The organism is Sphingobium subterraneum (assembly GCF_014199435.1).
Taxonomy (GTDB): Bacteria; Pseudomonadota; Alphaproteobacteria; order Sphingomonadales; family Sphingomonadaceae; genus Sphingobium; species Sphingobium subterraneum.
The window spans coordinates 912656-933904 of the sequence record NZ_JACIJP010000001.1 but is presented as its reverse complement, the minus strand read 5'-3'; the positions used below and the strand labels follow the sequence as shown (position 1 = coordinate 933904).

Annotated in this window: 22 protein-coding genes; 15 read left to right on the top strand and 7 right to left on the bottom strand. The window is 62.6% G+C overall.

Annotation, left to right across the window (positions count from 1 at the left end):
• Positions 1-36: 36 nt before the first annotated feature.
• On the top strand, positions 37-357 hold the full coding sequence (gene trxA, locus FHS92_RS04555; RefSeq protein WP_184077871.1) for a thioredoxin: 321 nt from the start codon (positions 37-39) through the stop codon (positions 355-357).
• Between the two features lie 9 nt (positions 358-366).
• Here the strand turns inward: trxA and FHS92_RS04550 are convergent, their stop codons facing one another.
• Genes FHS92_RS04550 through argJ form a run of 3 tightly spaced genes read right to left on the bottom strand, consistent with a single transcriptional unit; the run spans position 367 to position 3026 of the window.
• A complete protein-coding gene (locus tag FHS92_RS04550) occupies positions 367-1173 on the bottom strand; it encodes an inositol monophosphatase family protein (RefSeq protein WP_184077869.1) in 807 nt (268 codons plus the stop codon).
• Positions 1170-1796, bottom strand: coding sequence for a LysE family translocator (locus tag FHS92_RS04545; protein ID WP_184077867.1), 627 nt, complete (start codon positions 1794-1796; stop codon positions 1170-1172). Before FHS92_RS04545 ends, FHS92_RS04550 begins: the two co-directional genes overlap by 4 nt.
• Before the next feature lie 6 nt (positions 1797-1802).
• On the bottom strand, positions 1803-3026 hold the full coding sequence (gene argJ / locus FHS92_RS04540; protein WP_184077864.1) for a bifunctional glutamate N-acetyltransferase/amino-acid acetyltransferase ArgJ: 1224 nt from the start codon (positions 3024-3026) through the stop codon (positions 1803-1805).
• A gap of 466 nt (positions 3027-3492) precedes the next feature.
• Between argJ and FHS92_RS04535 the strand changes: the two genes are divergently transcribed.
• Both FHS92_RS04535 and secA read left to right on the top strand, forming a co-directional pair.
• Entirely contained in the window at positions 3493-3903 is a 411-nt protein-coding gene (locus tag FHS92_RS04535) for a helix-turn-helix domain-containing protein (protein ID WP_184077862.1), read from the top strand.
• 185 nt (positions 3904-4088) lie between these two features.
• Positions 4089-6812 (top strand): preprotein translocase subunit SecA, encoded by a 2724-nt coding sequence (gene secA / locus FHS92_RS04530; RefSeq protein WP_184077860.1) that lies wholly within the window; start codon positions 4089-4091, stop codon positions 6810-6812.
• 2 nt (positions 6813-6814) lie between these two features.
• On the opposite strand, the gene FHS92_RS04525 is transcribed toward secA, so the two are convergent.
• Positions 6815-7339, bottom strand: a complete 525-nt coding sequence (locus tag FHS92_RS04525; RefSeq protein WP_184077858.1) for a GNAT family N-acetyltransferase — start codon at positions 7337-7339, stop codon at positions 6815-6817.
• Between the two features lie 113 nt (positions 7340-7452).
• On the opposite strand from FHS92_RS04525, the gene FHS92_RS04520 reads away from it, so the two are divergent.
• Positions 7453-7836 (top strand): dihydroneopterin aldolase, encoded by a 384-nt coding sequence (locus FHS92_RS04520; protein WP_184077856.1) that lies wholly within the window; start codon positions 7453-7455, stop codon positions 7834-7836.
• A gap of 45 nt (positions 7837-7881) precedes the next feature.
• Here the strand turns inward: FHS92_RS04520 and FHS92_RS04515 are convergent, their stop codons facing one another.
• Positions 7882-8073 carry a hypothetical protein gene (locus FHS92_RS04515; RefSeq protein WP_184077854.1) on the bottom strand — a complete coding sequence of 64 codons (192 nt, stop codon included), beginning with the start codon at positions 8071-8073 and terminating at the stop codon, positions 7882-7884.
• 87 nt (positions 8074-8160) lie between these two features.
• Positions 8161-8373: a circumsporozoite protein gene (locus FHS92_RS04510; RefSeq protein ID WP_184077852.1), complete on the bottom strand. Its 213-nt coding sequence runs from the start codon at positions 8371-8373 to the stop codon at positions 8161-8163.
• A 248-nt stretch (positions 8374-8621) separates the two neighbouring features.
• Between FHS92_RS04510 and FHS92_RS04505 the strand changes: the two genes are divergently transcribed.
• From FHS92_RS04505 to FHS92_RS04455, 11 genes are all read left to right on the top strand, one after another.
• Positions 8622-9587 (top strand): ArsR/SmtB family transcription factor, encoded by a 966-nt coding sequence (locus tag FHS92_RS04505; protein WP_184077850.1) that lies wholly within the window; start codon positions 8622-8624, stop codon positions 9585-9587.
• The gene (gene metF, locus FHS92_RS04500) at positions 9584-10519 is read left to right on the top strand and encodes a methylenetetrahydrofolate reductase (RefSeq protein WP_343056650.1); all 936 of its coding nucleotides are present in this window, start codon (positions 9584-9586) and stop codon (positions 10517-10519) included. Before FHS92_RS04505 ends, metF begins: the two co-directional genes overlap by 4 nt.
• On the top strand, positions 10516-11562 hold the full coding sequence (locus FHS92_RS04495) for a homocysteine S-methyltransferase family protein (protein WP_184077846.1): 1047 nt from the start codon (positions 10516-10518) through the stop codon (positions 11560-11562). The genes metF and FHS92_RS04495 overlap by 4 nt, the downstream gene beginning before the upstream one ends.
• Before the next feature lie 114 nt (positions 11563-11676).
• Positions 11677-14292 carry a methionine synthase gene (gene metH, locus FHS92_RS04490; RefSeq protein WP_184077844.1) on the top strand — a complete coding sequence of 872 codons (2616 nt, stop codon included), beginning with the start codon at positions 11677-11679 and terminating at the stop codon, positions 14290-14292.
• 74 nt (positions 14293-14366) lie between these two features.
• Positions 14367-15305: a right-handed parallel beta-helix repeat-containing protein gene (locus FHS92_RS04485; RefSeq protein ID WP_184077842.1), complete on the top strand. Its 939-nt coding sequence runs from the start codon at positions 14367-14369 to the stop codon at positions 15303-15305.
• A gap of 50 nt (positions 15306-15355) precedes the next feature.
• Positions 15356-17401 (top strand): protein-disulfide reductase DsbD family protein, encoded by a 2046-nt coding sequence (locus FHS92_RS04480; protein WP_184077840.1) that lies wholly within the window; start codon positions 15356-15358, stop codon positions 17399-17401.
• On the top strand, positions 17401-18135 hold the full coding sequence (locus FHS92_RS04475; RefSeq protein ID WP_184077838.1) for a TlyA family RNA methyltransferase: 735 nt from the start codon (positions 17401-17403) through the stop codon (positions 18133-18135). Before FHS92_RS04480 ends, FHS92_RS04475 begins: the two co-directional genes overlap by 1 nt.
• Positions 18136-18297: 162 nt before the next feature.
• Positions 18298-18858 carry a TspO/MBR family protein gene (locus FHS92_RS04470; RefSeq protein ID WP_184077836.1) on the top strand — a complete coding sequence of 187 codons (561 nt, stop codon included), beginning with the start codon at positions 18298-18300 and terminating at the stop codon, positions 18856-18858.
• 19 nt (positions 18859-18877) lie between these two features.
• A complete protein-coding gene (locus FHS92_RS04465; RefSeq protein WP_184077834.1) occupies positions 18878-19180 on the top strand; it encodes an accessory factor UbiK family protein in 303 nt (100 codons plus the stop codon).
• Positions 19181-19303: 123 nt separating this feature from the next.
• Positions 19304-19810, top strand: coding sequence for a type III secretion system chaperone family protein (locus tag FHS92_RS04460; protein WP_184077832.1), 507 nt, complete (start codon positions 19304-19306; stop codon positions 19808-19810).
• A gap of 116 nt (positions 19811-19926) precedes the next feature.
• Positions 19927-20754, top strand: a complete 828-nt coding sequence (locus tag FHS92_RS04455) for a pyrroline-5-carboxylate reductase family protein (protein WP_425506224.1) — start codon at positions 19927-19929, stop codon at positions 20752-20754.
• Here the strand turns inward: FHS92_RS04455 and FHS92_RS04450 are convergent.
• The gene (locus FHS92_RS04450) at positions 20751-21239 is read right to left on the bottom strand and encodes a MarR family winged helix-turn-helix transcriptional regulator (protein ID WP_184077830.1); all 489 of its coding nucleotides are present in this window, start codon (positions 21237-21239) and stop codon (positions 20751-20753) included. The two genes, FHS92_RS04455 and FHS92_RS04450, sit on opposite strands and share 4 nt — an antisense overlap.
• Positions 21240-21249: the final 10 nt, after the last annotated feature.

Genomic DNA, 21249 nt, shown 5'->3' with positions numbered 1-21249 from the left:
CTACATGGACATGAACACGAATAAGGAGACATCATCATGGCGACCAAATCCGTTTCCGACAGCAGTTTTCAGGCCGACGTCATTGACGCCGGAGTGCCCGTACTGGTGGACTTCTGGGCGGAATGGTGCGGACCGTGTAAGATGATCGGCCCTGCGCTGGAAGAAATCGCTGACGAACTGGCGGGCAAAGTCGTGATCGCGAAGCACAATATCGACGATTATCCCGACATGCCCGGCAAGCTCGGCGTTCGGGGCATCCCGACGATGATCCTGTTCAAGGATGGCCAGGCTGTCGCCACCAAGGTCGGTGCCGCGCCCAAGAGCCAGCTCAAGAGCTGGATTGAACAGCAGCTTTAATTCGCGGCGTCAGTCGAACAATATTTCCGCCGCTGCGTCCCACAAACGGGGCGTGGCGGCGGCAAGCATTCCGGCGCGGTTGTCGCCCACCCTATAGGGGCTGCCGTCGTTGCGGCAGACCCGTCCTCCTGCTTCGTTGAGGAACAGCACGCCCGCCGCATGATCCCACGGCAAAGTGCGCTCAAACACCGAGATATCGTTTATTCCCAAGACCAGCCGAGGATATTGTTCCGCGGCACAGCGGGGAATGTCGACCAGCGTGAGCGCATCTTTCGCCCGCGTGAGCAGCGTGTCGCGGCGGCCTCCTTCCAGGAACAGCGTCGAGATTCCCGCAATCGGTCGTTCGGCGCCCGTGGGGCGGGCAGCAACCGGCTCCTCGTTGATGAATGCTCCCTTGTTGCGGATTGCATGGCAGAGCCGCCCCGAAAGTGGATCGTAAATCCACCCGGCCTCCGTCACGCCGTCGTTTGCCAGGGCCACCATTATGCCGAAGGGCGCCCGACCGGCTGCGAAATTTCCAGTGCCGTCGATAGGGTCGATGATCCAGCATAGACCGGTTCCAGCACTTGCGAGGATGGACGGGTCGGCGGCGCAGGCCTCTTCTCCGACCAGCCCCGCTTCGGGTAGCAGGCGGACAAGGCCTTCGTTTAGCGCAATCTCGCTTTCCTTGTCCGCGATCGTCACCAGATCGTCGGCTGCCTTCTCCTGAATTTCGTGCTGGGCCAGGTTCTGGAAGCGCGGCAGGACAATATCGACCGCTACCCGCTGCATCAGATCGCTAACGCCCCGGTGCAGCGTGGGGGAAATATCGGTCATCGCGTTCCTTTCAAGGCAATCGCGGCGGCGGCCCCGATCAACATGCCGCCGCTCGCCCGACCAATCCAGTGCGCGCGGTCCGCGCCGATCGTAAGACGGCCGAGGCGATAAGCGATGGCGGCGTATCCGGCGAGCACCGTGACCTCGGTGATGACGCCGATCAGCGCCAGCACGGCGATCTGGCGCATCATCGGCGCATGGGGATCAAGAAAGGGCGGGAGGAGCACCGTGAAAAACAGCAGCGCCTTCGGATTGGAAAGCTGGATGGCGATCGCGGAAAACAATCCCTGCAACGCTCCCGACCGCCGGGTATCCCGGCGGAAGGTGATCGCATGGGTGCCCCGCCACATGCTGATACCCAAATACAGCAGATAGGAAATCCCCACCCACCGCAGAACGAGAAACACAATCGGCGCAATCGTGGTGATCGTCGCAAGGCCCAAACCGGCAAGGGTGAACCACAGGACATTGCCGAGGTTAATCCCGGCAATCGCTCCCGCCGCCCCGCGCAACGATCCGCCCAGCGCATGGCTCGTCACCGCCAGCACAGCCGGGCCGGGCGTCAGGCATGCCATCAGGTCGGTCAGGAAATAAAGCAGCAGCAAATGGTGGTTGGCCGCCATGCCGCGTCAGCTGCGGTAATCGGCGTTGATCGAAATATAGCCGTGGGTCAGGTCGCAGGTCCACACCGTCGCGCGGCCGTTTCCCAGTCCCAGATCGACACCGATGTCGATCTCCTTGCCCTTCAGATGCTCCGCGACCGGTGCCTCGTCATAGCCTTCCAGTGCATAGCCACCCGCCGCGACCTGGGTTGCGCCAAACCGGATCGAGAGGAGATCGCGTTCGGCAGGTTCTCCCGCCTTGCCAACGGCCATGACGATGCGCCCCCAGTTTGCGTCTTCCCCGGCGATCGCGGTCTTGACCAGCGGCGAATTGGCGATGGAGAGCGCGACCCTGTGTGCGCTGGCATCATCCTCGGCCCCGGTGACTGCGATGGTGATGAACTTGCTTGCCCCTTCGCCATCACGCACCACCAGATGCGCAAGTTCGCGGCAGACATCTTCCAGAGCGGCGGCGAATGCGTCCGCCCCCGGGTCGTCCATCTGCGAAAGGACCGGATTGCCCGCTCGCCCCGTTGCAAAGGCGAGCACGGTGTCGGATGTCGAGGTGTCGCTGTCGACCGTAATGCAGGAAAAGGTACGGCGATTGGCGGCCGACATCAACTGTTGCAGCAGGGCGGGATCGATCGCGGCGTCCGTAAAAACATAGCCCAGCATGGTGGCCATATCCGGCGCGATCATGCCGGACCCCTTGATGATCCCGACGATGTTCACGGCGGTGCCGCCGACGATCGCTTGCGCACTCGCCCCCTTCGCGAATGTGTCGGTGGTCATGATCGTCTCGGCGGCCTGCTCCCAGGTGCACGGTTCGGCACCAAAGGCGGCATCAAGCCCGGCTTCCGCCTTGTCGATGGGCAAGGGAACGCCGATCACGCCGGTGGAAGAGACGAACACGTCTGAGGGCTGGCAATCGAGATGCCGTGCGACCCGCGCGGCGATCGCTTCCACGGCGGCGCGACCGCGGCTACCGGTAAACGCGTTGCTGTTGCCCGCGTTCACGACCAGCGCCCGTGCCCGGCCGAGTGGGAGCGCGTCGCGGCACCACTCCACTTCGGGCGAGGGGCATTTGCTTTGCGTGGTGACGCCCGCCACGATGGTCCCCTCGTCCATCTCGACATAGGTGAGATCGCACCGATCCCACGCCTTGTACCGGGCCTTGGCGACGCGCGGCGTTACGCCCTGGATGGCAGCGAGCGCCGGAAAGGCGGGGGGAGCAAGAGGTGAACGAGTCATGATTGGGCCATAGCGCAATCCCGCGCCCGGTCAATTGGACCGAGAAACCGATGTTATTGCACCGATAACTCCACAATCGAGAGAACTATATTCATTTTGGATGTTTCTCTTCGATTATGTTGGAAATCTGTCTCTCGATGCGTAATAAAACCCGGCACGGGACAGCAGTGGGCAACAGTGTATTTTCACCATTGGTATACGGGATTATGGAGTTTATTTAGATTGAGCTTTGTGAAGTAGAATATCGAAAAAATTTTAAATCGTTTTCGGTTCATAAGAAGATGTTGTACTTGGCAGTGAATATTTGCGGATCCCAGAAAACTTGGACAGACATTTTGCTTAAAAAAACCATAATGAGACATTGCTGGCGTCCCCTGGCTTCGTTTTCGGAGCATGAAGTTTTTTTCATAACGGAAATTTTGCCGTGATATCTGATCTACCGGAAGGCAATCAACTTGCCGATGGTATGGATAGCCTCGACGAGGACGAAGTGCGCGACGACTGGACCGTCGCCGGGAACCGGTCAAGTCGTGATATTAGCATGATGCAGGTTGCGCGCGAAATGTTGACGGCGCGTCGACGACGGTCTGATTATTTGCCGGCGGATTTTTTTGGCGAACCTGCCTGGGACATGCTGCTTGATCTCTACATTGCGCATCATGAAGGCAAACTCATTTCCGTATCCAGCGCATGCATCGCTTCTGGAGGATCGGCAACCACGGCATTGCGCTGGCTGGCGCGTCTCGAGACCTTGCAGTGGGTCACGCGGATTAGCGACGATAATGATCGCCGCAGGATTTATGTCCGCATTACCGACCTGGCGGAGCAGGCGATTTCCAGCTGGATTGCACATCTCATAGGCCTGCGAGGCGATTGAGCGTCCGGCAAGGCCGTTTCACAGCTTATCCTCATGTGACTGCCTGAGCGAGAAAGTGGGACGGGCGCTTGCGTTTGCCGTCGACCGGTCAATTGACTTCGCGTCCCCTCAACCTTACATCGCGGCGCATATGCGCGGAGGATATGCCATCATGCCGCGCACTCTGAAACAGTCAGGATTCTTGCATGCTCGGCGGTTTAGCCAAATCCATTTTCGGGTCGTCCAACGACCGCTACGTGAAATCGCTGGGCAAGATCGTCGACAGCATCAATGCGTTTGAACCCACCATATCGGCCTTGACCGACGCGGAGCTCGCCGCCCAGACCGTCAAATTTCGCGCGCGTCTGGTCCAGGGTGCGACATTGGATGACCTGCTGCCTGAAGCGTTCGCGACGGTGCGGGAAGCGGCGAAGCGTACGCTGGGGCAGCGCCATTACGACGTGCAGCTGATCGGCGGGATCGTGCTCCACCGTGGCGAAATCGCGGAAATGCGCACGGGTGAGGGCAAGACGCTGGTAGCGACCGCCGCGACCTACCTCAACGCGCTTGAAGGCAAGGGTGTGCATGTCGTCACCGTCAACGACTATCTGGCACGGCGCGACTGCGACTGGATGGGTCAGGTCTATCGGTTCCTGGGTCTTACGACCGGCGTCATCGTGCCCCAACTGCGCGAGGATGAACGGCGCGAGGCGTATGAGGCCGACGTTACCTATGCGACGAACAACGAGCTGGGCTTCGATTATTTGCGCGACAATATGAAGTACGACCGCAGCCAGATGGTGCAGCGACCGTTCAACTTTGCGATCGTCGATGAAGTCGATTCCATCCTGATCGACGAAGCGCGCACGCCGCTGATCATTTCCGGGCCGACCGACGACAAGTCCGAGCTGTATTTGCAGGTCGACACGATCGTCAAGCAGCTGGTCGAGAGCGATTACGAGAAGGACGAGAAGCAGCGCAGCATTACGCTGACTGAAGAGGGAACGGAGAATATCGAGCGGCTGCTGGAAACAGCCGGGCTGTTGGAAGGATCCAATCTGTACGACTTCGAGAACACGCAGGTTGTCCATCACGTCAACCAGGCGTTGCGTGCCAACAAGATGTTCCGTCGGGACATCGATTATATCGTGAAGGACGACAAGGTCGTCATCATCGACGAGTTCACCGGCCGCATGATGGATGGACGTCGCTGGTCCGATGGCTTGCACCAAGCGGTCGAGGCAAAGGAACGGGTCCAGATCGAGCCAGAGAACCAGACGCTCGCCTCGATCACGTTCCAGAATTATTTCCGCATGTATCCCAAGCTGTCGGGCATGACGGGCACGGCCGCGACCGAAGCGACCGAGTTTTACGAAATCTACAAGATGAACGTCGTCACCATCCCCACCAACGTGCCGGTGCAGCGGATCGACGAGGAAGATGAGTTTTACAAGAACACGCAGGACAAGTTCCGGGCGATTGCGAAGGCGATCGCGGAGAAGGCGCTGACCGGGCAGCCGGTGCTGGTCGGCACGGTGTCGATCGAAAAGTCGGAGATGCTGTCGGAGTTCCTGAACGAGGAAGGCGTAAAGCATGCCGTGCTGAACGCGCGCTTCCACGAGCAGGAAGCGCATATCGTGGCGCAGGCGGGCCGGATGGGTGCGGTGACCATCGCGACCAATATGGCTGGACGCGGGACCGACATTCAGCTCGGCGGCAACCTGGAGTTCCGGATCGAGGACGAGTTGAAGGACGTGCCGGAAGGCGCCGACCGCGACGCTGCAATCGAGCGCATGCGGCAGGAAATCGCTGAGGAAAAGGCCCGTGTTCTGGCCGCTGGCGGGCTGTTCGTGCTGGGGACGGAGCGGCACGAAAGCCGCCGCATCGACAACCAGTTGCGCGGACGCTCGGGGCGTCAGGGCGACCCCGGCCTATCGCGCTTCTATCTCAGCCTCGACGACGATCTGCTGCGCATCTTTGGCCCGGATACGCTGTTCTCACGCATGATGAACGCCAATATGGCCGATGGCGAGGCGATCGGGTCCAAATGGCTGTCCAAGGCGATCGAGACCGCGCAGAAGAAGGTCGAGGCGCGTAACTACGACATCCGCAAGCAGGTCGTCGAATATGATGACGTGATGAACGACCAGCGCAAGGTCATCTACGAACAGCGCGGTGACATCATGGACGCCGACACGGTCGATGACGTGGTCGTCGACATGCGGCACGAGACGGTGAACGACATCGTCGGTGCGTCGTGCCCGCCGGGCACCTATCCCGAGCAATGGGATGTCGAGACGCTCAAGCGGCGGACCGCCGAGGTGCTCAACCTCGATGCGGATATCGATGCCTGGTTGCAGGAAGACGCTGTCGACCCCGAAATGATCGAGGAACGACTGAGCGCCGCTGCTGACGATGCCGTGGCGAAGAAGATCGAAGCGATCGATACGGCCGACTGGCACTCTATCGAAAAAAGCATCCTGCTCCAGAACCTCGATCATCACTGGAAAGAGCATCTCTCTACGCTGGATGCGCTGCGCCAGGTCGTGCATCTGCGCGCCTACGCCCAGAAGACGCCGATCAATGAGTATAAGGCGGAAGCCTTTGCATTGTTCGAGCGGATGCTGGGGAATATCCGCGAAGACGTGACGCAAACGATCGCGCGGGTCGAATTCCGCATGGACGCGCCGCCGCCGCTGCCCGATCTGCCGACCTTGCCGGATTTCATTACCAGCTATGGCGCGGGTGAAAGCGGAGGCGGAGTCATCGGCACGGATGGCCTGATCACCACCAAATTACCGCCGCTGGCCATGCGTGAGCCTGACGATATGTCCGGTGATCCCTATGCGGAGCTCGGCATCAGTCGTAACGCCGAATGCCCTTGCGGGTCTGGCAAGCGGTACAAGCATTGCCACGGGGCGCTGGCCTGACCCTAGGGGTTTGAGGCTAACGCCAAGCGCGGTGCCAGCATTCCCGCTTGGGGAAGGGGCAGGTTCGCCTTGTTGCGGACCAGTAGGCGCCGTTGCTCGACGGGGCCGGGAACGCGCCAGCCGGATGTTCCATCCGCAGCGAAGCCCCAGAAGCGGCCATAATATTCCGGATCGCCGATCATTACGAGCGGAGGGGTCGGAGAGGCGTCGACCTGCTCGATCAGGTGGTCCATCATGGCGCGGCCCGCGCCTGCGCGTTGCAGTTCGGGCAGCACCGCGACCGGGCCGACCATGATGAGCGGAGCGGTTGCGCCGTCATCCGCCACAATCTGCACCGGCCAGCTTTGCAGTAGGCCAATAAGGATGCCTGCATCGTCCAGGGCGGCCAGACTCAGCTCCGGCAGCCAGTGCGTGCCGCGCCGGATCGCATAAGCGGTGCGGCCGTGCCGGTCGGTGCCAAAAGCAGCATCGAGCAGCGCCTCAATGGCGTCGGCTTTCTGGGTGTCGAGAGGTTTGAGTGTCGTCACGTCTTGCTGTTCTGCGTTCCAGCGGGCATGAGCGCCCGGAGCGGGGGCATTTAACGGCCCTGTCGCAAATGAAAAGCCAAAACAGTGCGCGATGCGCCAAAGCGGACGATGCGATGACCCACCCCAGACAGGATGACTATCTCGCGCTCGAAGTCGAGGACCTGCAGGTCGACGTGCTGACGGGGATCTATTCCGAGGAGACGCACCTGCCGCAACCGTTGCGGATTTCCGTGCGCGCGCTGCTCGATATCGAGGATCATTACGCGCCCGACACACCGCTCGGTCGGTCAAAGAATTATATGGATCTGAAACATGCGGCGACCGGCGCGCTGGGCGAGCAGCATTTCACGCTGATCGAGGCGGTGGCCGATCATATCATCGGCACGGTTTTCCTGCAGGACGACAAGGTCCGCCATGTCGAGGTCAAGATCGTGAAGCTGGCTCTGTCCGAGCAAGGCGAGAAAATCGGCATCACGATGGCGCGCTGGCGGAAATAGTCGGCCGCTCGGCACATTCCGTCGGCTTCGGCCGTTTACCGGGTGTCAGCGGCTCTCGTTCGTGGCACTGGCCTGATTGGTCGTGTCGACGCGGCTGTCGAGCATTTCCGCCGCTTCGTTGAGGGCGCGGGCCTCGCCCTGCGTCACGCCGCCGACGCCATCATCCTCGCCCGATGAGCCGCAGCCGGTCAGCGCCGCGGAGGCCAGAGCGATGAGCACAAGATGACGCCGTTTCATGCGCTGGATAATCCTGATCTGCGTTTCGTGGACAAACAAAAAGGGGGCATTCCCGCAGGAATACCCCCTTCGTCCCCATCGGGGTGATTACATCGCGTTGGTCGCGTTTTCCGTGGTGTTGGCAACGGCGTTGGCAGCGTTGTCCGAAGCGTTCATCGCGGTGTTCATCGCGTTTTCCGCGACGTTCATGGCGTTGTCCGCGGTGTTGGTGGCGTTGGCAGCATTTTCTTCGCTCTTGGAGCAAGCGGCGAGGCCAAGCGAAGCGGCAAGAACGAGCGAAAGAGCAATAGTCTTAGTCATGGGTAAACCCCTCTCAGAGAAAAAACCGAAGCAGGCGTCTCTCGGAGAAAAGCTCACCCCCTTTTGAGCCTGCGAGTACGATTCCTAATGCTTTGCAAAGGGCAACGCAAGACACTCGTTACGATTCCGTTACGTCGATCCGCGCAGGAACCCGTTTTCGATCGATATCCGGGACCTCTACAACCATCGGCAACAGCGCTTAGTCCCGGCGCTTGACGCATATAAAGATTTCTTTATATAGCATCGCCATGACCCCGCTTGTCGACATTTTTCGGGCACTTGCTGATCCGACGCGTGTACGGATCGTCCACCTGCTGCGCGCTATGGAACTGTCGGTGGGAGAGATTGCACAGGTCGTGGCGCAAAGCCAGCCGCGCGTGTCCCGTCATGTGCGCATATTGGTCGAAGCCGGGCTCGTGGAGCGGCGTAAGGAAGGAAACTGGGTGTTTCTGCGCATCGGTCAGGCGCCGATCTGCGCATCGCTGATGGCGCTGTTCGACGAGGTTCCGGGCGAGGACAGCGAAGCCTTGTGGCTCGCGGCCGATCTGGCGCGACTGGCGGCGGTGCGCGCCGACCGTGTCCGCGCGGCCGATGCCTATTTCGCGCATCATGCCGAGGAATGGGACGCGATCCGATCGCTCTATGTGCCGGAAGGGCAGGTGGAGGCCGCGATGCAGGCGATGGTGCGGGGCGAGCCGCTGGGGCGCCTGCTCGACGTCGGCACCGGCACGGGCCGCATGATCGAGCTGTTCGGCGCGCAGGCCGACCATGTCACGGCGCTTGACCGAAGCCCGGAAATGTTGCGGCTGGCGCGCGCGAAGCTGCCAGAAGAGGGCGTGGACCGCTATGACCTGCTGCTCGGGGATTTTTCCGACCTGCCGCTGGCCGACGCAAGCATCGACACGGTGACGGTGCATCAGGTGCTTCATTACGCACAGAGCCCCGAAACCGTGATCGCGCAGGCGGCGCGCGTCCTTTCGGTCGGCGGGCGGCTGCTGATCGCCGACTTCGCGCCGCACGACCGGGAAGAGCTGCGCACGCAGGATCAGCACGCGCGCCTGGGCTTTTCGGACGAGCAGATCGGGGCATGGTTCGGCGCAGTCGGACTGACGCTCGATGCTATCGACACGCTGCCCGGCAGTGAGTTGACGGTAAAGATATGGCTGGGCAGGCGTGTCGGCGCGCGGCCCGCTCTCAAGGAACAGAAACAGTGAATACGGATCCGATTTCCTCTCTCCCGCCGGTGACCCATGCTCTGGGCCAAACCCCGCTCTATGCGGATCTGGGCGGTGACGCGCAGGTGAGTTTCGAATTTTTCCCGCCCAAGACGGAGAAGATGGAGCAGCAGCTCTGGGCCAGCATTTCCGCGCTGGCTCCGATGGGGCCGCGTTTCGTGTCGGTCACCTATGGTGCGGGCGGGTCGACGCGCGAACGCACCCACGCGACGGTGGAGCGGATCGCGCGGGAGACCGATATTCCCGCCGCGGCGCATTTGACCTGCGTGGGCGCGAGCAAGGCGGAGATTGCCGAAGTCGCCGATGCCTATTGGCAGGCGGGCGTGCGGCATATCGTCGCGTTGAGGGGCGATCCGCCGGTGCAGGGCAAAGCGTTCATGCCGCATCCGGAGGGCTATGCGAGCGCTGCCGATTTGGTGACAGGGCTGCGCGCGCTGCACCCGTTCGAGATTTCGGTTGCGGCCTATCCCGAGAGCCACCCCGAGGCGGTGAGCGCGCAGAGCGATATCGAAAACCTGAAGCGCAAGATCGATGCCGGGGCGACCCGCGCGATCACGCAGTTCTTCTTCTCCGCCGACACCTTCTTCCGCTTCCGCGATGCGGCCGCTGCTGCGGGGATCGACGCAGAGATCGTGCCGGGCATCCTGCCTGTGTCGAACGTCGCGCAGACCCGCCAGTTCGCGGCGATGTGCGGTGCGGAAATCCCGGCGTGGATGGACCGGCTGTTCGACGGGTTGGACGATCACCCCGGCGCGCGGCAACTGGTGGCAGCGACGATCGCGGCGGAAATGTGTCGTAACCTCTACACCGGAGGCGTACGGAACTTTCACTTCTACACCTTGAACCGCGCAGAGTTGAGCTTCGCCATCTGTCATCTGCTGGGCCTGCGGGCCAAGGGAGTATCGTCATGACCGCCGAACAGCTTTTCCGTGAGCGCGCCGCGCGCCAGATCCTGGTGTTCGACGGCGGCTATGGCACGTCGATCCAGAAATACGGCTTGCAGGAAGCAGACTATCGCGGCGACCTTCCGCTCGAGAAGGACCAGAAGGGGAATAACGACCTTCTGTGCCTCACCCGCCCGGACATCGTGGAGGCGATCCACACCGCCTATCTCGACAATGGCGCGGACATGATCGAGACGAATACCTTTTCGAGCACGGGGATTGCCATGGCCGATTATGGCTGTGAGCATCTGGTGCGCGAACTGAACCTTGCCGCCGCCCGGATTGCGCGGGAGGCCTGCAACAAGGCCGAAGCGAAGAACGGCGTGAAGCGCTTTGTCGCCGGGTCTATTGGTCCTACGAACAAGACGCTGTCGATCAGCCCGCAGGTCAATGACCCGGCGTTCCGTGAGGTCGATTTCGATACGCTGAAAGGCCAGTACCGCGAGCAATGCGACGCGCTGATCGAGGGCGGGGTGGATTTCCTGCTGGTCGAGACCTGCTTCGATACGCTGAACGCCAAAGCGGCGGGCATGGCCGCGCGGGAAGCCGAAGCGGCGGCGGGGCGCTCCGTACCGCTGATGATGAGCTTTACGATTACCGACATGTCCGGTCGCAATCTGTCGGGGCACACGATCGCCGCGTTCTGGTATTCGCTGCGGCATCTGAAGCCGATCACCATTGGCGTCAATTGCGCGTTCGGGGCGGATCTGCTGCGGCCCTATCTTAGCGAGCTTTCCAAGATATCCGACACGCTGATCCTGGCCTATCCGAATGCGGGCCTGCCCAATGAACTGGGGCAATATGACGAGCTGCCTGCGCGCACGGCGGAGCTGATCGCCGAATGGACGCGCGAGGGGCTGGTCAACATGGTGGGCGGATGCTGCGGCACGACGCCCGACCATATCGGCGCGATCGCCAGGGCCATTGCGTCGGCACCGCCGCGCGTGGTGCCGGAGCTGCCGGTATTTACGCGCCTTGCGGGGCTGGAACCGATGCATATTGCGGCGTGAGTTTCGCAGTAGCGGTTCCCTGCTCCGTTCGCCCTGATCTTGTCGAAGGGCCGTATTTACTTTTGAAAAGAAAGGCTGGGCTTCGACAGGCTCAGCCCGAACGGGTTTAGAAAAATGAACACACAAGCCTCCACCAACTTCGTCAACGTCGGCGAGCGCACCAATGTCACCGGCTCGGCCGCATTCAAGAAGCTGATCATGGCGGGCGATTATGCGCGCGCGGTGGAAGTCGCGCGGCAGCAGGTGGAGAACGGCGCGCAGATCATCGACGTCAACATGGACGAAGGGCTGCTCGACAGTCAGGCGGCGATGGAGACCTTCCTGAAGCTCATCACCGCCGAGCCGGACATCAGCCGGGTGCCGGTGATGATCGACAGTTCCAAATGGAGCGTGATCGAGGCGGGGCTGAAATGCGTTTCGGGCAAGCCCATCGTCAATTCCATCAGCATGAAGGAAGGCGAAGCGCAGTTTCTGGAGCATGCGCGCAAATGCATGGCCTATGGCGCGGCGGTCGTGGTGATGGCGTTCGATGAAGTGGGGCAGGCGGACACCAAGGAGCGCAAAGTCGAGATCTGTTCGCGCGCCTATGAACTGCTGATGGGCATCGGCTTCCCGCCCGAGGACATTATCTTCGATCCCAATATCTTCGCTGTGGCGACGGGAATCGAGGAGCACAACAACTACGCCGTTGATTTCATCGAGGCATGCCGGGAGATCAAGCAGCGCTGCCCGCATGTGCACATCTCCGGCGGCCTGTCGAACCTGTCGTTCAGTTTCCGCGGCAACGAGACCGTGCGCCGCGCGATGCACAGCGTGTTCCTGTACCACGCGATTCCGGCGGGCCTCGACATGGCGATCGTCAATGCCGGGCAGCTCGACGTCTACGACACCATCGACCCGGAACTGCGCACGGCGTGCGAGGATGTCGTGCTCAACCGCGATGCGGACGCGGGCGAGCGGCTCGTCGATCTGGCCGAGAAGTATAAGGGCACCGATGCGGTAGCCGAAAAGGCGGCGGAGGAGTGGCGCGGCTGGCCTGTCAATAAGCGGCTCGAACATGCGCTGGTCAAGGGCATCGACCTCTATGTCGTGGACGATACCGAGGAAGCGCGGCTGGAAGCGCTCCACAGTGGCGGTCGCCCGATCCATGTGATCGAAGGGCCGCTGATGGATGGCATGAACGTCGTTGGCGACCTGTTCGGGTCGGGCAAGATGTTCTTGCCGCAGGTCGTGAAATCGGCCCGCGTGATGAAGAAGGCCGTCGCGCATCTCCTCCCCTATATCGAGGCCGAGAAGGATGAAGGCGCGAAGGGCAAGGGCAAGATCATCATGGCGACCGTGAAGGGCGACGTGCATGACATCGGCAAGAACATCGTCGGCGTGGTGATGCAGTGCAACGGGTTCGACGTCGTCGACCTGGGCGTCATGGTGCCGTGGACGACGATTTTGCAGGCGGCGAAGGACAATGACGCCGATATGATCGGCCTGTCCGGCCTCATCACACCGTCGCTCGACGAGATGGTAACAGTGGCCCACGAGATGCAGCGGGCGGGTATGACGATGCCGCTGCTGATCGGCGGGGCGACGACATCGAAGGTGCATACCGCGCTCAAGATTGAGCCGGGCTATGACGGACCGGTGGTCCATGTGCTCGACGCGAGCCGCGCGGTTGGTGTGGCGACGGCGCTGGTTTCGGAAACGCAGAAGGACGGCTTCGTCGCGCAGACGGCGGCGGAATATGCGCATATCCGCGACGCACGGGCGGGCAAGGGGCAGAGCGCGCTCGTGCCGATCGAGGACGCGCGGGCGAATGGGTTTGTCATCGACGAGGCGCTGAAGCCCGGCGCGCCGTTGCAGCCGGGTCTGCATGCTTTCCCCGACTGGGATCTCGCCGACCTGCGCGAGACGATCGACTGGACGCCGTTCTTCCGGGCGTGGGAACTTGCCGGCAACTATCCCGCCATCCTGACGGACCCGGTGGTGGGCGAAAGCGCGTCGAGCCTGTTTGCCGATGCACAGGCGATGCTGGACAGGATCGTTGCGGAAAAGTGGATCCTCGCCAAGGGTGTGGTCGGTCTATGGCCGTGCCGCCGCGAGGGCGATGACATCATCGTCCATGTGGAGGACGAGAAGCATGTCCGCGTGCCGATGCTGCGCCAGCAGATCGCCAAGCGGGAAGGGCGGGCAAATATGTGTCTTGCCGATTTCATCAGCCACGACGGTGACTGGATCGGCGGCTTTGCGGTAACGGCGGGCCATGGCATCGAGAGCCACCTTGCCCAGTTCAAGGCGCGGCATGACGACTACAACGACATCCTGCTGAAAGCGCTGGCGGACCGGCTCGCCGAATCCTTCGCCGAGCGGTTGCATCAATATGTCCGTACGACCTTATGGGGCTACGCCCCCGACGAGCAATTGACCAACGAAGCGCTGATCAAGGAGCAGTATCGCGGTATTCGCCCCGCGCCGGGATATCCGGCCTGCCCGGAACATAGCCTGAAGCCGATCCTGTTCGAGATGCTCGATGCGCCGCATCACACCGGCATTACGCTTACCGAGAGTTTCGCGATGTGGCCGACGGCGGCGGTGAGCGGTTTTTACTTCGGGCACCCCCAGAGCGAATATTTCGGCGTGGCGCGGGTCGGGCGTGACCAGCTCGAAGACTATGCGGAGCGGCGAGGCATCGATCTGGAGACAGCCGAGCGCTATTTGCGTCCCAATCTCGACTGAGGAATCAAGGTTAATCGGTTCGCAGCGGTTGACCAGACGCGGTATGGCGGCAGTCCGTTCCAAGGATACCCGTTATGCGTTTCGTTTCGATTTTTTTGCTTTCGGCGGGTGCGCTGGGAGCTGCAGCACTTGCCCAGACGGGGCCTGAGCCGTTTGTGGTCGTCGAACAGGGCCGTAGCTTTGTGCAGTTGGCCGATGCCGTGGCGGCGATCGGAGCAGGGCAGGGCACGATCAGCATCGCGCCCGGTAGCTACCGGCAGTGTGCCGTGCAGGCGGCGGGCGCGATTGCCTATCGCGCGGCGCAGTCCGGTACAGTGATCTTTGACGGTGCGATCTGCGAAGGCAAGGCCACACTTGTGCTGCGCGGCCGGGCAGCGCAAGTAGAAGGCATCGTGTTCCAGAACCTGCGCGTACCCGACGGAAATGGGGCGGGAATTCGCCTGGAGAAAGGCGATCTGACGGTCTCCAATGCGCTGTTCCGCAACAGCGAGGAAGGGATATTGACGGCGGATGACCCGTCGGGGCGCATCGTCATCGATCGCTCCACCTTCCAGCATCTGGGCCGCTGCGACCGCGACCTGTCCTGCGCGCACAGCATCTATATCGGCCATTATGGATCACTGACCGTCACGCGCTCCCGCTTCGAGAAGGGCAATGGTGGCCATTACGTCAAGGCACGTACGCCGCGCGTGGAGATCAGCGACAACAGCTTTGACGACAGCGCCGGGCATCTCACCAACTATATGATCGACCTGCCCAACGGCGCATCCGGTTCGATAGTGGGCAATGAAATGGTGCAGGGGCGGGACAAGGACAATTACAGCGTGTTCATCACCGTCGCGGCGGAAGGACGGGAGCATGACTCGTCCGGCCTGGTCGTCCGGGGCAACAGCGCGCGGTTCGTGCCCGGGCTGGAGCGCGCAAGCACCTTCGTCGCCAACTGGACCGATGATGTCGTGGTACAAGCCGACAACCGCCTTGCGCCCGGCATTCGACCGGCCGACCGGCGATAACGCCGCGCGCCGCTTGACGCCCCGGCCGCTTTGGTCCTAGCGCCGGAGCCATGCGGTATTTCTTCCTTTTTCTGGCGCTGATCCTGCTGCCGTCCTCGGTTCGCGCGCAGACGGGCGCGTTCGGCGGAGACGGTCCGCACATCTCTGCCCGCCTTGTGGCCGAGACAGCCCATCCAGCGGCCGGGCGAACCGTGACGCTGGCGATCGCGATGACGCCGGAAAAGGGCTGGCACGGCTATTGGGCAAATCCGGGCGATGCTGGGTTGGGAATGACCGTCGATTGGGCGCTGCCGACGGGTGCACGGGTAGGGGCACTGCGCTACCCTGTGCCCGATACCCTGGTGCTCGCCGGGCTTATGAACCATGTGTTCGAGGGTCCCTACGCGGTGCTGGTGGATGTGACGCTGCCTGCGGGTCTGGCCGCAGGGCAGGCTGTTCCGGTGCGGGCAAAGGCGAACTGGCTGGCTTGCACGGACAAGATTTGCGTGCCGGAAAGCGGCGATCTATCCATTGATCTGACGGTGGGTGCGGGCGGGGCCGAGCCGGAGAACCGCGCGCAGTTCGACCAGTGGCGCGCACGCCTTCCCCGGCCGCTGGGCGGGCAGGCGCATTTCGCGCTGGGCGACGGCATGTTGCGCATCGGAGTGCCGTTTCCGGCGGAGGCAAAGATCAATGATCCGTGGTTCTTCCGCCTGACCGAAGGCGCGGCGCGCTACGCCGAGCCCCAGAGCATCACGCGCAACGGCGACCTGCTGGTTATCGCGATCCCGAGCCGCGAGCAGGGTCTGAAGTCTCTCTCGGGCGTTCTGCGCATTGGCCCGCATCAGGGCCTGTCGATCGATGCCGTACCCGGCACCGTCCCCGACACGAAGGGCAGCGAGAGCGGCCTGCGGGCCACGGATTGGGCGACCATCCTGCTGGCCCTCGGGGGGGCGTTGCTGGGTGGGCTGATCCTCAATGTCATGCCCTGCGTGTTCCCGATCCTGAGCCTGAAGGCGATGAGCCTTGCGCGGGCCGGGGGCGATGCGGCGGAGGCGCGGCGAGAGGCTGTGGCCTACACGCTGGGCGTGGTCCTCACCTGTCTGGCGCTGGGCGGAACGTTGCTCGCGTTGCGCGCGGGGGGCATGGCGGTCGGCTGGGCGTTCCAGTTGCAGAACCCGATTGTCATACTGGTGCTGTTCGCGCTGGTGTGCGGCATTACGCTCAATCTTGCCGGAGTGTTCAGTCTCAACGCTATCGGTGCGGGGGGCGGTCTGGCGCAGCGGGGCGGGGCCGTGGGTGCGTTCTGGACCGGCGCGCTGGTGGCGTTTGTCGCGACCCCCTGCACCGGTCCCTTTATGGCAGCGGCGCTCGGCGCGGCGCTCGTGCTCCCGGTCGCGGCGGCGCTGGCTGTGTTCGCGGGGCTGGGGCTAGGTCTTGCGCTGCCGTTCCTGTTGATTGGTTACAGTTCGCGGTTGCGCGCCCGGCTCCCCCGGCCCGGCGCGTGGATGGAGCGGTTCCAGCGCTGGCTGGCGGTACCAATGGCGCTGACCGGGGTTGCACTGCTTTGGTTGCTTGAGCGGCAGACGGGCACGCGCGGGCTAGCGCTCGCGTTAGGCCTCTCCGTCGTTCTGGGGGCGATATTGTGGGGCATCGGGCAGCGACAACGCGCGGGCAAAGCGGTTCTTGTGCCGGTAGTGGCTCTTGCGCTCGCCGTGATCGTGGGCGCCACGATGCTGCCGCCTGCGACGGACAAGGGCCCGGCGAAAGCAGGAAGCGACATTGCCTTTACGGAAGGCGCGCTTGCCAGCGCGCGGGCGAGCGGCAAGCCTGTGTTCGTCTATTTCACCGCCGACTGGTGCCTGTCCTGCAAGGTCAACGAAGCCTCGACCATCGACCGGGCCGAGGTGCGCGAGGCGCTCGAACGGTCAGGGACAAAAGTGCTGATCGGCGATTGGACGAATGGCGACGCCGTGATCGGGCGGTTCCTGGAAACCCAGGGGCGATCGGGCGTGCCCCTGTACCTCTGGTACGGTCCGGGCGCGCCGACGCCGGAAGTGCTGCCCCAGGTTCTGACGCCGGACATGCTGATGGCTCGCGCGCGGGTACCGAAATAATGCCGAAAATGCGCGTCGACCAGATGCTGGTGGACCGCGGGCTCGTGGAAAGCCGGGCACGTGCGCAGGCGCTTATCATGGCCGGGCTGGTGTTCAGCGGCGATCGCAAGATCGACAAGCCCGGTCAGCAGTTGCCGGACGACACGCAACTCGATGTGCGGGGACGGGACCATCCGTGGGTGTCGCGTGGAGGGATCAAGCTGGCGCACGGCCTCGATCATTTCGGATGGGATGTGACAGGCGCTGTGGCCATGGACGTGGGGAGTTCGACCGGCGGGTTTACCGACGTGCTTCTTCACCATGGGGCAGCGCGGGTCTATGCCGTGGACAGCGGGACCAACCAGCTCGCGTGGAAGCTGCGCAACGATGCGCGTGTGGTCGTGCACGAACAGACCAGCGCCCGCATCCTGACCGCCGCCCACATTCCCGAGCCCATTGATGTCATCGTCTGCGATGCCAGCTTCATCGGACTGGCGAAGGTGCTGGATCGGCCCTTGTCCTTTGCCGCGCCGGACGCCCGTCTGCTCGCGCTGATCAAACCGCAGTTCGAGGCGGGGCGGGACGAAGTCGGCAAGGGCGGAGTGGTGCGCGATCCGGCGGTGCACGACCGCGTCTGCGCCGATGTCAGTCACTGGCTGATGCAGGCCGGATGGCGGGTCGAGGGGATTGTGCCCAGTCCCATTACGGGACCAGAAGGCAATATCGAGTTCCTGGTAGGCGCCCTAAAGCTCTGATCTGTGGCCTGCGCCCCGGCCAATTGCCCTTTTAGGCCGACAAGCAGCTTGCAGCGCAGCAAGAATCTCCGCAAACCTGTCGTCAAGAGTGATTCCGGCGGTTCGGATTCGAGCCATCGGAATGCGCAATCTGTCGATGGTCACCGTGGGAAGTCAATTTCGATGAATGAAATCGCCTCCAGAGGGCAATTGCGGATGTCTTATCTGCGGTGGGCGTTGTTCACCGTACCGACGATCGTATTTCTCGGGTTCCTGTCGGGACGGGTCGCCAACAGCGGATACGAAAACCGCTGGTTTGCCGCGCTGGATAAGCCGTCGTTCATGCCGCCCGGCTGGGCTTTCCCGGTGGCCTGGACGATCCTGTACATTCTGTTGGGTCTGGCCATTGCGATCATCCTGCATGCGCGTGGCGCGCGCCTGCGCGGTCTCGCCATCACGCTGTTCGTCGTGCAGATGGTGATGAACCTGATCTGGTCGCCGCTGTTTTTCCGGGCGCATATGGTCGAGGAAGCCTTTCTCCTGATCGTGGCGATGATCCTCGTTACGCTCGGGGTTATCTGGCTGTTTTCCCGCATTCGCATGACTGCAGCGTTGTTGATGATACCCTATGTGGCATGGCTGGTTTTTGCCGCGACGCTCAATCATTCGATCGACACGCTCAATCCCAATGCGTCGACCCTTGTTGTGCCCGCCGCGAAGTCCCAGATAAGGACGACGTTCTAATCCCAATCACAGGTGTGGCATGCAAAGCGAGAACCGTATTTTTGAAGACTTCAGCAAGATCGTCAACGGCGCGGCCGGGACGATCGCCGGGATCGGTCGCGAGGTCGAATCGAACATGCGGGAGAAAGCCCGTGAATGGATGGGGGGACTCGATTTCGTCAGCCGCGAGGAATTCGATGCCGTGAAGGCCATGGCCGCCGCTGCGCGCGAGGAGGTTGAAGTGCTCAAGGCGCGGCTCGATGCGCTGGACGGCGCGGGCGGGGCGGCGACCAAGGCGAAACCTCGCAAGGCGGCCACTCCAATCGCCGATGCCGCGGATTGAAACGATCCCCAGACTTATCCACAGCCTGTCCACAGGTTGATCCCCAGAACGGCCCTGTTAATCGCGCGCCACCGGTGTTAATGCCTTGTGGTGACGGCTTTGCGGCGCAAATGAAATAAAGCGATGATGGGCAACGACGAATACGAGCAGGACAACCAGGACGCCGAGCCGCTGGACATGCTGGCCAGCTATTTCGAGGCGAACGGCTGGGCGTTTCAGCAGAGTGGCGACGACGAGATTGCCGCGACCACGCAGGGAAGCTGGACCCAGTACGAGCTTCGCGCGATCTGGCGCGAGGATGATCAGGTGCTGCAACTGCTCGCCATGCCGGACATCCGGGTGCCGGACGAGCAGCGCGCGGCGATCTATGAGACGATTGGGTTGATCAACGAGCAGCTCTGGCTCGGCCATTTCGAATTATGGTCAAGCAGCGGCATCGTGCTTTTTCGCCACGGCGCGCTTCTGGGGGACGGTGAGACGCTGTCCCTCGATCAGGCGCAATTGCTGGTCGAGGCCGCGCTTGACGAGTGCGAGCGCTTCTACCCGGTGTTCCAGTTCGTCCTCTGGGGCGGCAAGAGCCCGGCCGAGGCCATCGCCGCGAGCATGATCGAAACCCGCGGCGAAGCCTAGGGCGGTCCGACTTGCCTTACGGTCGTCTTCGACTCCAGCCCTGATGGCCTGCAAATGTTGACACGCTCTTGTTCAAGCTCGGAGATAGGGTCGTAATGCAAGGTGATGGGGGTTCCATGCTGCCGGGCGATTTTCCTCGACACCTCTTCATGGTCGGCTGCGGCAATATGGGCGGGGCGATGCTCTCGCGCTGGCTCTCGCAAGGGCTGGACGCGGACCGGGTCACCGTATTGCGGCCGAGTGGTGCGTCAGTCGGCCCCGGCGTGATGGTGGTCACCGAAGCGCCCACGGAGCTGCCCGCCGGTTCGATTGTGATACTCGCGATGAAGCCGCAGCAATGGAGCACGGTCGCTCCCGCAGTAGGGCCGCTTGTCCGGCAATCGGTCGCGACCCTGTCCTTGCTGGCCGGCGTCCCGCTTGCGGTCTTGCAGGATGGCGTTCCGGGCTTTGGCGGGTTCGTGCGGGCCATGCCGAATACGCCTGTGGCCATCGGGCAGGGCGTGACCGCACTCTACGCGGATTCGGACTTCCCTGCCGATCAGCGCAGCGGGATCGACGCGTTGATCGCGCCGCTCGGTTCGGCCGAGTGGCTGGCCGATGAGGACCAGTTCAATCTGTTCACCGCGCTGGGCGGGTGTGGGCCGGCTTATGTGTTCCGCTTTATCGATGCCCTGGCCCGCGCCGCCGAATCGCTGGGGATGGACGAGACGCAGGCGCGTCGCGTCGCCCTGGCAACGGTGCGGGGTGCCTCTTCGCTCGCGGCGGCGTCCGATGAAACGCCGGGAGCTTTGGCCGATCGGGTGGCGAGTCCTGGTGGCATGACGCGGGAAGGCCTAGATGTTCTCGACGCGGATAGCGCGTTGGCCGGTCTGCTCACCGATACGCTGCGCGCGGCGCGCGACCGGGGAGAAGAACTGGCGCGCCTTGCGGCGAACGCGGGTTAGGCCTCGCGCAGGCTCGCGACCATCAAGCGGTCGCGTTCCGGGATCAGGCCTTCGAGGACGTGCCAGAAGCCCGTGACGGACGCCTGTCCGGCCTGCACGTAAGCGGCGGCCATGCAGGACCGCAACCCATCAAACAGACGGCCTTCAAGAGCCGCCCCTTCCTCGGTCAGCCTCAGCAGCTTTTGCCGACGGTCCACCGATCCGGCCCGGCTTTCGACGAAGCCGCGCTCGATCAGGTCGTTGAGGACGCGGCCCAGCGACTGCTTTGTAATGGCGAGGATGGCGAGCAGTTCGCCGACGGTCAGGTTCGGCTGACGGGAAATGAAGTAAAGGGCGCGATGGTGGGCGCGACCCAGATTCTGTCGCGACAGTTCCTCATCAATCGACCGGGCAAGATTGGCGTAGCCGAAATAGAGCAGTTCGATACCGCGACGTATTTCGTCTTCGCGCAAAAACAGCGGAGATGCGGAGGCGCTGGAAATCATCGGGGAGACT